This is a genomic window from Candidatus Pantoea communis (assembly GCF_011752685.1).
In the GTDB taxonomy this organism is placed as follows: domain Bacteria; phylum Pseudomonadota; class Gammaproteobacteria; order Enterobacterales; family Enterobacteriaceae; genus Pantoea; species Pantoea communis.
This window is the reverse complement of the sequence record NZ_VWXC01000012.1, coordinates 105936-118685: the sequence shown is the minus strand read 5'-3', so window position 1 is coordinate 118685 and position 12750 is coordinate 105936. Positions and strand designations below refer to the sequence as shown.

At 54.1% G+C, this 12750-nt stretch carries 11 protein-coding genes; 6 read left to right on the top strand and 5 right to left on the bottom strand.

Going from position 1 to position 12750, the window contains the following annotated elements:
• Positions 1–12: 12 nt before the first annotated feature.
• Positions 13–1692 (top strand): choline dehydrogenase, encoded by a 1680-nt coding sequence (gene betA, locus F3J37_RS16825; protein ID WP_166934613.1) that lies wholly within the window; start codon positions 13–15, stop codon positions 1690–1692.
• Between the two features lie 300 nt (positions 1693–1992).
• On the opposite strand, the gene F3J37_RS16820 is transcribed toward betA, so the two are convergent.
• Positions 1993–2892: a LysR family transcriptional regulator gene (locus tag F3J37_RS16820; protein ID WP_166934612.1), complete on the bottom strand. Its 900-nt coding sequence runs from the start codon at positions 2890–2892 to the stop codon at positions 1993–1995.
• A gap of 98 nt (positions 2893–2990) precedes the next feature.
• Between F3J37_RS16820 and aptA the strand changes: the two genes are divergently transcribed.
• On the top strand, positions 2991–4322 hold the full coding sequence (gene aptA, locus F3J37_RS16815) for an omega-aminotransferase AptA (protein ID WP_166934610.1): 1332 nt from the start codon (positions 2991–2993) through the stop codon (positions 4320–4322).
• 98 nt (positions 4323–4420) lie between these two features.
• Positions 4421–5323, top strand: a complete 903-nt coding sequence (locus F3J37_RS16810) for an alpha/beta hydrolase (RefSeq protein WP_166934608.1) — start codon at positions 4421–4423, stop codon at positions 5321–5323.
• Here the strand turns inward: F3J37_RS16810 and biuH are convergent.
• The 3 genes from biuH to F3J37_RS16795 are packed head-to-tail and all read right to left on the bottom strand — an operon-like array spanning position 5312 to position 8763.
• On the bottom strand, positions 5312–6019 hold the full coding sequence (gene biuH, locus F3J37_RS16805) for a biuret amidohydrolase (RefSeq protein ID WP_166934607.1): 708 nt from the start codon (positions 6017–6019) through the stop codon (positions 5312–5314). The two genes, F3J37_RS16810 and biuH, sit on opposite strands and share 12 nt — an antisense overlap.
• The gene (locus F3J37_RS16800) at positions 6012–7322 is read right to left on the bottom strand and encodes a purine-cytosine permease family protein (RefSeq protein WP_166934605.1); all 1311 of its coding nucleotides are present in this window, start codon (positions 7320–7322) and stop codon (positions 6012–6014) included. The genes biuH and F3J37_RS16800 overlap by 8 nt, the downstream gene beginning before the upstream one ends.
• The gene (locus tag F3J37_RS16795) at positions 7315–8763 is read right to left on the bottom strand and encodes an amidase (protein WP_166934603.1); all 1449 of its coding nucleotides are present in this window, start codon (positions 8761–8763) and stop codon (positions 7315–7317) included. Before F3J37_RS16795 ends, F3J37_RS16800 begins: the two co-directional genes overlap by 8 nt.
• Positions 8764–9201: 438 nt before the next feature.
• Here F3J37_RS16795 and F3J37_RS16790 point away from each other — a divergent pair, with 438 nt between their 5' ends.
• Positions 9202–10038 carry an undecaprenyl-diphosphate phosphatase gene (locus F3J37_RS16790; RefSeq protein ID WP_166934601.1) on the top strand — a complete coding sequence of 279 codons (837 nt, stop codon included), beginning with the start codon at positions 9202–9204 and terminating at the stop codon, positions 10036–10038.
• Positions 10039–10123: 85 nt separating this feature from the next.
• On the opposite strand, the gene leuE is transcribed toward F3J37_RS16790, so the two are convergent.
• Entirely contained in the window at positions 10124–10762 is a 639-nt protein-coding gene (gene leuE / locus F3J37_RS16785; RefSeq protein WP_166934599.1) for a leucine efflux protein LeuE, read from the bottom strand.
• Between the two features lie 221 nt (positions 10763–10983).
• On the opposite strand from leuE, the gene F3J37_RS16780 reads away from it, so the two are divergent.
• Positions 10984–12054: an ABC transporter substrate-binding protein gene (locus tag F3J37_RS16780; RefSeq protein WP_166934597.1), complete on the top strand. Its 1071-nt coding sequence runs from the start codon at positions 10984–10986 to the stop codon at positions 12052–12054.
• Positions 12023–12736: a molybdate ABC transporter substrate-binding protein gene (gene modA / locus F3J37_RS16775; protein WP_166934595.1), complete on the top strand. Its 714-nt coding sequence runs from the start codon at positions 12023–12025 to the stop codon at positions 12734–12736. The genes F3J37_RS16780 and modA overlap by 32 nt, the downstream gene beginning before the upstream one ends.
• The last annotated feature ends 14 nt before the right edge of the window (positions 12737–12750 follow it).

Sequence of the window (12750 nt, the reverse complement as noted above, 5' to 3'; positions counted from 1 at the left end):
GAGGAGCGACTAATGGAATTTGATTACATCATTATCGGAGCCGGATCCGCAGGGAACGTTTTGGCAACAAGACTGACCGAAGACAGCAGCGTGAATGTGCTGCTTTTAGAAGCGGGTGGCCCTGACTACCGCTTCGATTTCCGCACGCAGATGCCAGCTGCGCTGGCTTATCCGTTGCAGGGCAAACGCTATAACTGGGCGTATGAAACCGAGCCAGAACCGCATATGAATAACCGCCGCATGGAGTGCGGACGCGGTAAAGGTCTGGGCGGATCATCGCTGATCAATGGTATGTGTTATATCCGCGGCAACGCGATGGATCTCGATAACTGGGCGCAGCAGCCTGGGCTGGAAAGCTGGAGCTACCTGAACTGCCTGCCCTACTATCGCAAGTCAGAAACCCGCGATATCGGCGCCAATGATTATCACGGCGGCGAAGGCCCGGTAAGCATCACCACCTGTAAACCCGATAACAATCCGCTGTTTGCTGCGATGATCGAAGCCGGTGTTGAAGCAGGCTATCCGCGCACGGAAGATTTGAACGGCTATCAGCAGGAAGGCTTCGGACCGATGGATCGCTTCGTCACGCCGAAAGGTCGTCGATCCAGCACCGCGCGTGGCTATCTCGATACCGCCAAAGTGCGTCCAAACCTGAAGATCGTCACCCATGCCACCACCGATCGCATCCTGTTTGAAGGCAAGCGCGCGGTGGGCGTGGAATATTTGCAGGGATCGGGCAACACGCCACATCAGGTGCATGCGCGACGTGAAGTGTTGCTGTGCGCCGGTGCCATCGCCTCGCCGCAGATTCTGCAACGTTCTGGCGTGGGCGCTGCTGCGCTGCTGAACAAATTCGACATTCCGGTGGTACATGATCTGCCGGGCGTCGGCGAAAACCTGCAGGATCACCTCGAAATGTACCTGCAGTACGAGTGCAAAGAGCCGGTTTCCCTTTATCCGTCGTTGAAATGGTGGAACCAGCCGAAGATCGGTGCAGAGTGGCTGTTCAACGGGACCGGCATCGGTGCCAGCAACCACTTTGAAGGCGGTGGCTTTATCCGCAGCCGCGAAGAGTTCACCTGGCCGAACATTCAGTATCACTTCCTGCCCGTAGCGATTAACTACAACGGCTCTAACGCCGTTGAAGCGCACGGTTTCCAGTGTCACGTAGGTTCAATGCGTTCACCGAGCCGTGGGCATGTGCAGATTAAATCGCGCGATCCGCGTCGTGATCCGGCCATTTTGTTCAACTACATGGCGCATGAACAAGACTGGCAGGAATTTCGTGATGCGATTCGTATTACGCGCCAGATCATCAATCAGCCCGCGCTGGATAAGTATCGCGGCAAAGAAATCAGTCCGGGCCTCGATTGCCAGACCGATGAACAGCTGGATGAGTTTGTGCGTAACCATGCGGAAACCGCCTATCACCCCTGCGGCACCTGCAAAATGGGCAGCGATAGCATGGCGGTCGTTGATGGCGAAGGTCGTGTGCATGGATTGCAGGCGTTGCGCGTGGTAGATGCGTCAATTATGCCGCTGATCATCACTGGCAACCTGAATGCCACCACCATCATGATCGGTGAAAAGATTGCGGATAACATTCGTGGTCGTCAACCGTTGCCGCGTAGCGAAGCGGATTACTTCGTCGCTGGCAATCTGCCGGTACGTGGTGAGCCGAAGCGCGCCTAACCGTATATATCAGGGTGGCTCTCGTCACCCTGCTCTTCTTTGGCTAGCTTTGCAGATAAGCCATAATCAGCCGCTGTAACTCAAGCTTAATGTCATCTGAGCCCAGTTGATCACGTCTTGCGGCATCATGCACCCCCTTTTACAACTTAAAGCAGGGAGGTTCGTCATATTCTGCAGTGACTGACGCTCCCTTCTTTCCTGTAGACTGATGACGCACAATAGCCGGCATTTAGCGTATTGATGCAGCTTTAAAGTATGTTGTAACTAGTAACGTGTTCGTTTTACGCCTTGTTGTAAAACTCATTCCCACTCAATCGCCTGTAAAAATCGTTCAAGAATGGCATTATGGCTGCGCCCTTTGCGTGTCACCACGGCGATCTTACTGGTGAAGTGGAAACGTTCCGGTGCGATGGCGTGCATCATCTTTTTCTCCACCCACTGTGCGGCATAGTGGTCAGGCAAGAAACCGATAAAGCGGCCGGTGAGAATCAAAAAGGCAATGCCTTCGCGGTCGGTTGCCGTGGCATTGCAATTGAGTTTCTGGTGCATGGCAATCGCTTCTGCCGTCATGCGAAAAGCGGGTGCGATGGCATCACATCCCTTCAGTTGCGCTTCATCTGGCTCGAGGGAAAACAACGCATGGGTGTTGCTACAGTAAAGCTGCGAACGCTCATCATATAACGGCATGTAATCCAGGCCGGAAATCGGCGAAGTGACTGGCAGCGCACCGACGTGCAAGCGACCATCCATCAGCCCTCTTTCAATCTCTGCGGCCGTCATCATGCTGATATTCAGCCGAATATCGGGACCTATCTCATGCAGTTTCTCCAGCGCATGGGTAATTTTCATGCGTGGTTGCGTGACCAGATTATTGATAATCCCGATATTCAAATCGCCGCGCAGCTGCTTGTGCATCTGATTAACCTGCAGGCGAAACTGCTCGATAGCCGCCATCATACTTTCGCTGTGTCGCAGGATCTCACGCCCTTCTTCGGTCAAGGCAAAACCCGCCCGTCCGCGTTGACACAATCGCATGCCAAGTCGCTTTTCAAGATCGCTCATGTGCAGGCTAATGGCCGATCGCGTCATGCCCAACAAACTTTCTGCTGCAGAGAAGCTGCCGCTCTCATTCACAGTTTTAAACAGGCGCAATAATTTGAGATCAAAGTCGGTGACCTGCGCGAGCGATTTGCTTTTCATATAGGTGAGTAAATCAATAACTGAAGATGAATTAATAGGGATTTAACTTAACTAACCGTTAAATGCAAACTCTTCATACACCTGTCTGGAGAAACATCATGTCTGATGCTGTCAACACTACCGATCTCAATCTGCAAGCGCACTGGATGCCGTTTACTGCCAACCGGAATTTCCAGCGCGATCCCCGTATCATTGTCGGCGCTCAAGGCCGCTGGCTGACTGATGATAAAGGACGGCAGATTTTTGATAGCCTTTCCGGTTTATGGACCTGTGGCGCGGGCCACTGCCGCAGTGAAATCCAGCAGGCGGTGGCGAAACAACTGGGTACGCTCGATTATTCCCCCGGCTTCCAGTACGGCCATCCGCTGTCATTTCAGCTGGCAGACAAGATTGCCCAGCATATGCCGGGTGATCTAAACCATGTGTTCTTCACCGGATCGGGTTCGGAATCAGCAGACACGGCGGTGAAGATGGCGCGTGCTTACTGGCGCATCAAAGGCCAGCCTGCGAAAACCAAATTTATCGGACGTGCTCGCGGTTACCACGGCGTGAATATCGCCGGAACCAGCCTGGGCGGCATTGGCGGCAACCGCAAGATGTTCGGTCAGTTTATGGACGTTGACCATATTCCACACACGCTGCAAACCGATCTGCCCTTCACTGCTGGCCAGGCCGAAACCGGCGGTGTGGCGTTGGCTAATGAGATGCTGAAACTGATTGAGCTGCATGATGCTTCTAACATCGCCGCCCTGATTGTTGAGCCTCTTTCCGGCTCTGCGGGGGCGATTATCCCACCGGTAGGCTATCTGCAACGCTTGCGTGAAATCTGCACCCAGCACGATATTTTACTGATCTTCGATGAGGTCATTACCGGTTTTGGCCGCATGGGCCGCTGGAGCGGCGCTGAGTATTTTGGCATCACGCCCGATATCCTCAATTTCGCCAAGCAGATCACCAATGGCGCGGTGCCGCTGGGTGGCGTGGTCGCCAGCAGCGAAATCTACAACACCTTTATGGCGCAAAAACTGCCAGAACACGCGGTGGAATTTGCTCACGGCTACACCTACTCTGCCCATCCGGTGGCCTGTGCGGCGGGCCTGGCGACGCTGGAGTTACTGGAACATGACGCGCTGATTGCGCAATCCGCCGAGCTGGCACCGCATTTTGCCCATGCACTGCATGCGCTGCGTGATTGCCCGAACGTCATCGATATCCGCAACTGCGGTCTGGTGGGTGCCATCCAGCTTGCGCCTCGCGGCGGCGATGCCACTATTCGGCCGTTTGATGCGGGCATGGCACTGTGGAAAGCCGGTTTTTATGTGCGCTTTGGTGCCGATACACTGCAGTTTGGACCGATGTTCAATACACAGCCTGCCGAGTTGGATCGCTTGTTTGACGCTGTAGGTGAGACGTTGCATCACATAGCGTGAGGAAAATGAGTTGATTGGTCATACTTAACAACATCTTCTTCATACTCTCTGCCGATTCTTCTGATTCAATACCTTTTTGCATTCAGTCTGGATCGGCCATGCTCCGTCGCCACTTTCTTACCGGTTTACTGCTCTCCCCCTTTGCTGCGCGCAGCGGCTTTAGCCTGGCCGCTTCCGCGGCAAAACCCGCACAGGTATTGCCCTTGTGGCCAAAACAACCGCCTGGTGGCGGTGGACCTTTAGGGGCGATGACGTTTAGTGCCAAAGGCGCGCAGCGGAATATTGCCATGCCGACGCTCACCGTCTTCAAGCCTGTTCAGCCGAAGGGACGCGCTGTACTGATTGCGGCTGGCGGCGGCTATACGCGTATCGAAATGGGCAAAGAAGCCTGGCCCGCTGCCGCGTGGCTGGCGGCTCAAGGCTACACAGCGTATGTGCTGAGTTATCGCCTGCCGCAGGAAGGCTGGAAAGATGGCGCGTTAGTGTCACTTCAGGATGCACAGCGCGCACTGCGTATCGTGCGCCACCGTGAGAACAATGTCAGCGTATTGGGCTTTTCGGCTGGCGGACACCTGCTGGGAATGGCGGCGAACCGCGCGGACTTTCACGCTTATCAGGCCAGTGATGCAATGGACAATCTCCCCGCAACGGCCGACCGTGCCGCGCTGATCTATCCCATCATTACGCTTGAGCCACCTTATGAACACACCTCCACGCATAAAGTGTTGGTCGGGAAAGACGCATCACTCAGTGCGGATACCGCCTGGTCGGTTCAATCCTACGTTAATCCGCAATCACCGCCGTTTTTCCTGGTTCAGGCCGAAGACGATCCTGTTTCCGATCCGCACAATACTTTGATCATGGCTGCCGCGTGTAAGAAACAGCATGTGCCGGTTGAGATGCATCGCTATCCCAGCGGGGGGCATGGTTTTGGATTAGGTAAGCCCGGCACACAAACGACTGAGTGGCCGGGACATTATCTGCAATGGTTAAACGCTTAACGTGGCGCAAGGTTGAGCCAGGCCCGCCAGCAACGTCTCCGAACTGGCCACCGCACCAAAAATACCGCCCTGCATGTGAATCATGCTTAGTGCCGCTTCGTGGTGTTTTAGCTCGGTCGCGGCGCAGCAATCGGACAGTACCAGACATTCGAAGCCGCGATCGTTGGCTTCGCGCAGCGTGGTATGCACACAGACATCGGTGGTAATACCCGAGATGATAAGATTACGCATCCCCCGACTGCGCAGGATCAGTTCAAGATCGGTGGCATAAAAAGAGCCTTTGCCTGGCTTATCAATGATGGTTTCACCCGCCAGTGGCGCCAGCTCCGGGATAATTTCCCAGCCCGGCTCACCGCGCACCAGAATGCGACCACAGGGACCCGGCGCACCAATTTCCGCCTGCATCCGTTTTGAGCGCCAGCGTTTATTGGCCGGCAAATCACTCAGGTCAGGACGATGGCCTTCACGCGTATGGATGATCGGGAAGCCTAACTCCCGCATGCGTGCCAGCACGCGCTGCAAAGGCGCTATCGGAGCGCGGGTCAGTGCGATGTCATACCCCATGCTATCGACGTAGCCGCCCTTGCCACAAAAATCGGTCTGCATATCGATAATGATCAGTGCGGTATCCGCAGGCGTACACCGCCCATCAAAGGGCCAGGGATAAGGTGTTGAATCAATGGTGAACTCAGGCATTTTTCTGCTCCATCAGGCTCGCTGCGTTTTCACGTTTCAGTTTGACAATCAAAGTGTAACTGGCAGCAGCCGTCACCAGGCCAATCACCGCTTCACCAAACTGCGGAAATTCAATGTGGGCAATCACCGCACACAAGCTGCCAATCGCCCAGGCGGCAAAAGCGCTACCGCGCAGACGACGGGTTTTGCGCTGCTCGCTGATTTTTGCCATGAAGATCAGGTCAACAATCATGACCGCACCAAACGGCGGTACCACGATGCCGAGCAAACTCAGCCACTCGAGGAAGTAAGACCAGACGCCCGCCAGCGCCAGTGCCCCGCCGATGGCGCCGAGGATCAACGTCCAGACTCGCATCTTGCTGCTGAACAGATGGCTAAAGCCAACGGCACCGTTGTACAAACAATGGGTACAAACCGAGCCGAGGTTAATGAAAACAAACAGGAAAGCGATAATGGAGAGTAACGTGCCATGGTTCATCAGCATTGGCAGGAAATTACCGCCATTATTGACCGGATCAACCGCCGCGCCCACCGCTACAATCACCACACCGAACAGATATGAGATGACGTTCGCCATAGGAAAGGCGGAAAACGCGGCGATAACTGCTGATTTACCGTCTTTCGACCAGCGGGTAAAATCCGCGGTCATGGTGCCCGAATCGGCGAATCCTGCCACCACCATGGTCACCGCCATTCCCATGCTCATGGCGCCGACTGCACCAGAACTGCCTTTGAACTGAGTGATGGTGCTGAAATCGTGATCCTGCCCAATCAACCACAGTGCGACCAAACCGAGCACCACAAACAACGGTGCGGCAATCATGCCCAGGATCGACAACGCACGTACGCCGAGGAAGGTGACGCCGGTATACAGCACCATGGCGATAGCGGTCACCGCGAGTGCGTTCCAGCCAAAGGTTTGGTTAATGACTGTACCGGTTAAACCCGTTTGAAACGCATACCAGCCAATCACGACAGTCGAGAGAAAACCGGAAACGAGGATATAGCCTTTAGTGCCAAAGGTACGCTTTGCCTGCAGGGCGAAGTTCATCCCGGTGTTACCTGCAAACCAACTCAATGCGCCAACATAAGCGAACAGCACCAGATTGCCGAGCAGGATGGCAATCAGCGCGGGCCAGAAACCCAAATGCCAGGTAATAATGCCACCAAACAACGCGTTGGTAAGGATCATCGGGAAACCGAACCAGACAGCTGATACCGACCGCGTCGAGTGACGGTGACTTAAAGGAACCGGCTCGTGTTCAAATTCCTGCTCCAGCGCAGGGGAGGATTTGTTACTCATGGGCAACTCCGATTAAGTCAGGATAAAGGTGATTCCACGGTAGGATGCGCTCGAAAGCGGCACTTGCCGCCAGCACCAGGCCATCGTCCAGATGACGACCCACGATTTGCAGACCAATCGGCAAGCCACTGGCGGTGAAGCCCGCAGGGATTGAGGCCGCCGGTTGGCCAGTGAAATTGAAGGGATAACAGAACGACAACCAATGATCGCTGCGCACCATGCGCCCATCGATGATTTCCGGTCCCTGCATGTTGAGCGGGAACGGCGGCACTGCCAGCGTTGGCGTCAACAGCAAGTCGTAACGCTGCATAAATCGCCACAGCTGATTGCAGATCTTCTTGCGTGCGGTATTGGCGTCGGTAAAGTGTTCAGCGCGCCATTCGCGTTGCAGCATGGCGCTCAGATGAGGTGACATGCGTGAGCCCAGTTCGCTTTGCATCTGACGCATGCCTGTGAGATCGCTTTCAAAGGCCACCAGCGCGGCAAAGGTGGCGCCTTCATCGGCAATCTCTGGATCAACCTCTTCTAATTCCGCCCCCAGTTCACTGGCGAAATGTCGAGCGGCCTTAGTGACAACGTCACGCACCTCTTTATCGACGGCGACATAGCCAAAATCGGCACTAAACGCAATGCGCAGCCCGTTTAAGGGTTTTTCCAGAGAGGAAATCCAGTTAACGTCGCTGCAGGGAATGGAGTGACGATCGCGCATATCCGGGCCTGCCATCACTGACATCATCAGTGCGCTGTCTCGCACCGTGCGTGTCATGGGGCCAATATGCTCCAGTGATTCCCAGCTAGAGACGCCGGGAAGGCGTTCATCGCGGCAGCCGGGCCATAACGGCACCCGCCCCATCGAGGCCTTGAATCCATAAACGCCGCAGTGCGCCGCTGGAATACGTACCGATCCGCCGCCGTCACTGCCCAATGCCATCGGGCAAAGGCGAGCGGCGAGCGCCGCGCCGGATCCGGCACTGGAACCGCCGGGCGTTTTGCTCAAATCCCAGGGATTGCGCGGTGAAGGAAACAGCGGATTGTGCCCAACGCCGCTATAACCAAACTCGGGCGCAGTGGTTTTCCCCAGCAGCACAGCATCAGCAGCCAGCAGGCGCTCGACGGTGATGTCGTCATCTTCAGGAATGAAATCGGCATAGGCTGCCGAACCGGAGGTGGTTTTCACACCCGCCGTGCAAATGAGATCCTTTACCGCCAATGGCACACCCGCAAAAGCCCCCAGCGCTTCACCGCGTGCACGCTTCGCATCCACCACTGATGCCTGCTGTAACGCCAATTCGGGTGATGCCGTACAAAAAGCCCGAATCAGTGGTTCGCGTTTTTCCATACGATCCAACGCGGCTTGCGTCAATTCGCGGGCAGACACCTCGCCATTGCGGATCAGCGCTGCCAATGCAGTAGCATCCTCATCCAGTAAAGCCTCAAACATGATTCATCTCCCGATTTGGTCACTTACCGGGATTAATGCAGTTTGCGTGCCAGAAGGTGCTAACAATCAGCGGCGAGGAGATAACGCCTGATGGGATACGGACTTGGATACAAGATCGAATACTTATGTTTCGTTTTAATGCATTCGGTTTAACAGGAAGCACAAAAATAGCGCAGCGATGCGCCATTTTGGTCATCACCGATGCAGGCTGCTTTCAGCGATGCTAAATGTCACTGGCTGGATAAACATCATCGGGAAAATACAGCGCCACGTCATGCAGTTGTAACCTGCGTATTATTCGATTTTTAATTCAGTAAACATTTCATAAACGACATCACGAATAGGATAATACTTATCACAGATAAAATGAGAAATGTGTCAGGGTGAGCGAGGTTAAACAAAGTCTCATTTTCCATTCTTTTATCTGAGGGCGAACGGGTGAATTATTTCGACGTATCCATTCTGGCCGTAATTCAGGGGCTGGCGGAATTGCTGCCGGTTTCCAGCTCTGCACACGTCATTATGACGGAGAAACTCCTGGGGCTGGACCCTGCGGCCCCCGATATGACACTGTTGCTGGTGATGCTACATACCGGCACGATGTTCGCGGTGATTGTTTACTTCTGGAATAACTGGCGGGAGACCTATTTCAGTTCGGGCCGTGCATTTAAGAAGAATGTATTTTTAATTATTCTCGCCACCGCAGTGACCGGCGTAGTGGGTTTGGCGCTGATGAAGCTGATTAAATATTTCTTCGCCGCGAACGCCGACACGTTTGAAATAGAATCCTTATTCAGTAACAGTAAAATAATCGCCAGTGGTCTCGCTGCAGCAGGCTTATTAATTATCCTCTCATCACGCCTGAAAGAAAAAGATCGCGGAGAACTTTCGCCCTTAAGCGCTGCAGGTATTGGTTTCGTTCAGGGTTTATGCCTGCCATTTCGCGGTTTTTCTCGTTCAGGCGCCACGATTTCTACCGGTCTTTCCCTGGGTGTGGCCCGTAAACGCGCGGAAGAATTTAGCTTTGCGTTAGCCGTGGTGCTGACACCGGCGGTGATCGTTAAAGAGGGTCTGCGCGCATTCAGTTCAGGTTCTGCTTGCACGGTTGCGGTGAGCAGCGGCGTGTTGCTGCCCAGCCTGGTGGGCATGCTACTGAGTTTTGTCGCTGGTCTTCTGGCGCTGCGCTGGCTCTCCCGCTGGCTGGAACATGATCGCTGGCATCTGTTCGGTGGCTATTGCCTGTGTGCTGCGGCACTGATTGGCTGGTTGGGTTGAGACATCATGGCTGTCTAAATGCTACCCGAAAACGGAAACAGCAGGTTTTCCTGCTGTTTCCTGGATATTAGCGCTGGGGATAAAATTAACTTTGTGCACTCACTAAGCGCACAGCAAAACCAAAGAACAACATGCCGGTGAGCATATTCCCCACTTTTACCAGACGAGTGCGGTTTTTCAGAAAGCGAACCATCACGTTGCCCGCCATCAGCAAAATCAGATAATAGCTCAGGCTAATCAGTTGAATCATCGAGCCCAGCACTGCAAAGGCAGGCGCAGTGTGAGTGACTGCTGGATCAATAAACTGGATGAAAAAGGAGACGTAGAACAGAATGGCTTTCGGGTTGGTCACGCCCAAGAGCAGTGCGCGCAGGAAATAATTTTCTATTTTAACGGCTTCAGCGGGCTGGTTACCTTCGCGCTTGCGCAATGCACCCAGAATGATTTTTACGCCTAAGTAGAGCAGGAACATCGCGCCCAGATACTTCACCACCATAAAAATGTGCGGACTGGTGCGAATCAGCGTCGCGACACCGGCCCAGGCAAGGAAGATCAGGATCAGATCGCCCATCATCACCCCTGCAATCGCTTTAGAAGCCGCTTTTGCGCCACGGCCCATCCCGGTACGCAACACGTACAAACTGTTTGGACCGGGCAGCAGAATAATTACCAGCGCACCCGCCAGAAACGTCCAGACATTAATAATTCCTACATCGTGCAACATAACAACCATTACTCCAGCGCCATGCAGGTTGATTCGCCCGATGACGTTTGTTTTTAAAATTGACAGGTGAATATGTGCAGCGGATCGCGCTGCAATTCGGCCGATATAGTAGCAGATGACGCTGTGCCATGTCGTCCGACGACTGCGTATCACTGAAAGAGTCATAGGCGCCTGCCAATTAGCGCTATATAATCCATTGCATTACGCTGCAGGGATAACTCATGAACACAACGCTTAACCGCCTGATTCTGGCGGGCTTACTCACCTTCACCTCTTTGAACACCTTCGCCAGCCGTGTGGTGACCGACCAAATTGGTCGTCAGGTGACGATCCCCGATCAGGTCGATCGCGTGGTGGTGCTACAGCACCAAACGCTGAACCTGCTGGTGCAACTCAACGCGACCGATAAGATCGTCGGCATCCTCGCGAACTGGAAGCAACAGTTGGGTGATGGCTACGCGCAGCTGGTGCCTGAACTGACACAGAAAGCCATGCTGGGCGATCTGACCCATGTGGATTTAGAAAAATTGGTGGCGCTGCATCCGCAGGTGGTTTTTGTCACTAACTACGCGCCAAAAGAGATGATTGACCAGATTTCGGCGCTGGGCATTCCGGTATTGGCTATTTCCTTACGCCATGACGATGCAGGGGAACAAGGCAAGATTAACCCCAGCATGCAGAATGAGAATCAAGCTTACGATCTCGGCATCAAAGAAGGGATTACCTTGATTGGTGAGGTGGTGAATAAGCAGCAACAGGCCAAAGAGCTGATTGCCGCGGCGTTTGCCGGACGTAAACTGGTGAGCGATCGTCTGCAAGGTTTAACTGAGCAACAGCGTGTTCGTGCTTACATGGCCAATCCGGACCTCACCACTTATGGTTCTGGCAAATACACCGGTTTGATGATGTTGCACGCGGGCGCCTACAACGTTGCGGCATCGACCGTTCAGGGTTTCAAGCAAGTCAGCATGGAGCAAGTTGTGGCGTGGAATCCTCAGGTGATTTTTGTCCAGGATCGCTATCCTCAAGTGGTGGATGAGATCCAACAAGATCCACGCTGGCGCACGATTGACGCGGTGAAGCATCATCGGGTCTGGCTGATGCCGGAATATGCCAAAGCCTGGGGATATCCAATGCCAGAAGCTATCGGCTTAGGTGAGCTCTGGATGGCGAAGAAACTCTATCCGGAAAAATTCCGCGATATTGATATGCAACAGCAGGCTGATCGCTGGTATCAGCATTTTTATCGGACCGCCTATCATGACAACGCTGCACATTCTGGCAGCCGGTAGTCTGCGCGGTGTCTGGCCGGATCTGATGACAGCCTTTCATCATCAGTCTGGCCTGACGACCGACACCCACTTTGGCCCTGCAGGCTTACTTCGGCAGAGGATTGAACAAGGTGCACGCTGCGATCTGTTTGCCTCCGCCAATCTTAAGCACCCGGCCACGCTGTTACAGCGCGGTCTGGCAATGCACACCGGCAAATTTGCCGCTAACAGCTTATGCTTGACCGCCAGACGTGACGTTGTCACTGAGGACGATACCTGGCTTTCACTTTTACAACGTGACGACCTGCGGCTGGCAACATCGACGCCGTTAAGCGACCCTTCCGGCGATTACACCTGGCAGCTGTTTGACAATATCGGACAGGTTTATCCAGGCTGCGGTGAAAGGTTGAAACAGCGCGCGCATCAGCTGGTGGGTGGCATCGATAGCCTGGCTGTCCCCACGGGCGAACTGGCAGCACAATGGTTAATCGACCAACAGCACGCAGATCTCTTCATTGGCTACGCCAGCTATGCTCCACGTGTAATCAATCATCCGCATTTGCAGGTATTGAGCATCCCGGAACCGTTCAACATTCAGGCGGAATATGGATGGGCGACTTTCACCCACTCTGCTAATCCCCTTGCCGCCTTTCTCAGTACAACAGCGGCCAGAGCCATTCTGCAACAGTATGGTTTTGCCTGAATGCTGTTCAAAAA

Excerpts from the sequence above, each read along its gene's own strand:
- F3J37_RS16795 (WP_166934603.1), bottom strand. The coding sequence starts at position 8,763 with ATGTTTGAGGCTTTACTGGATGAGGATGCTACTGCATTGGCAGCGCTG.
- aptA (WP_166934610.1), top strand. The coding sequence starts at position 2,991 with ATGTCTGATGCTGTCAACACTACCGATCTCAATCTGCAAGCGCACTGG.
- betA (WP_166934613.1), top strand. The coding sequence starts at position 13 with ATGGAATTTGATTACATCATTATCGGAGCCGGATCCGCAGGGAACGTT.
- modA (WP_166934595.1), top strand. The coding sequence starts at position 12,023 with ATGACAACGCTGCACATTCTGGCAGCCGGTAGTCTGCGCGGTGTCTGG.
- F3J37_RS16810 (WP_166934608.1), top strand. The coding sequence starts at position 4,421 with ATGCTCCGTCGCCACTTTCTTACCGGTTTACTGCTCTCCCCCTTTGCT.
- leuE (WP_166934599.1), bottom strand. The coding sequence starts at position 10,762 with ATGTTGCACGATGTAGGAATTATTAATGTCTGGACGTTTCTGGCGGGT.
- F3J37_RS16780 (WP_166934597.1), top strand. The coding sequence starts at position 10,984 with ATGAACACAACGCTTAACCGCCTGATTCTGGCGGGCTTACTCACCTTC.
- biuH (WP_166934607.1), bottom strand. The coding sequence starts at position 6,019 with ATGCCTGAGTTCACCATTGATTCAACACCTTATCCCTGGCCCTTTGAT.
- F3J37_RS16820 (WP_166934612.1), bottom strand. The coding sequence starts at position 2,892 with ATGAAAAGCAAATCGCTCGCGCAGGTCACCGACTTTGATCTCAAATTA.
- F3J37_RS16800 (WP_166934605.1), bottom strand. The coding sequence starts at position 7,322 with ATGAGTAACAAATCCTCCCCTGCGCTGGAGCAGGAATTTGAACACGAG.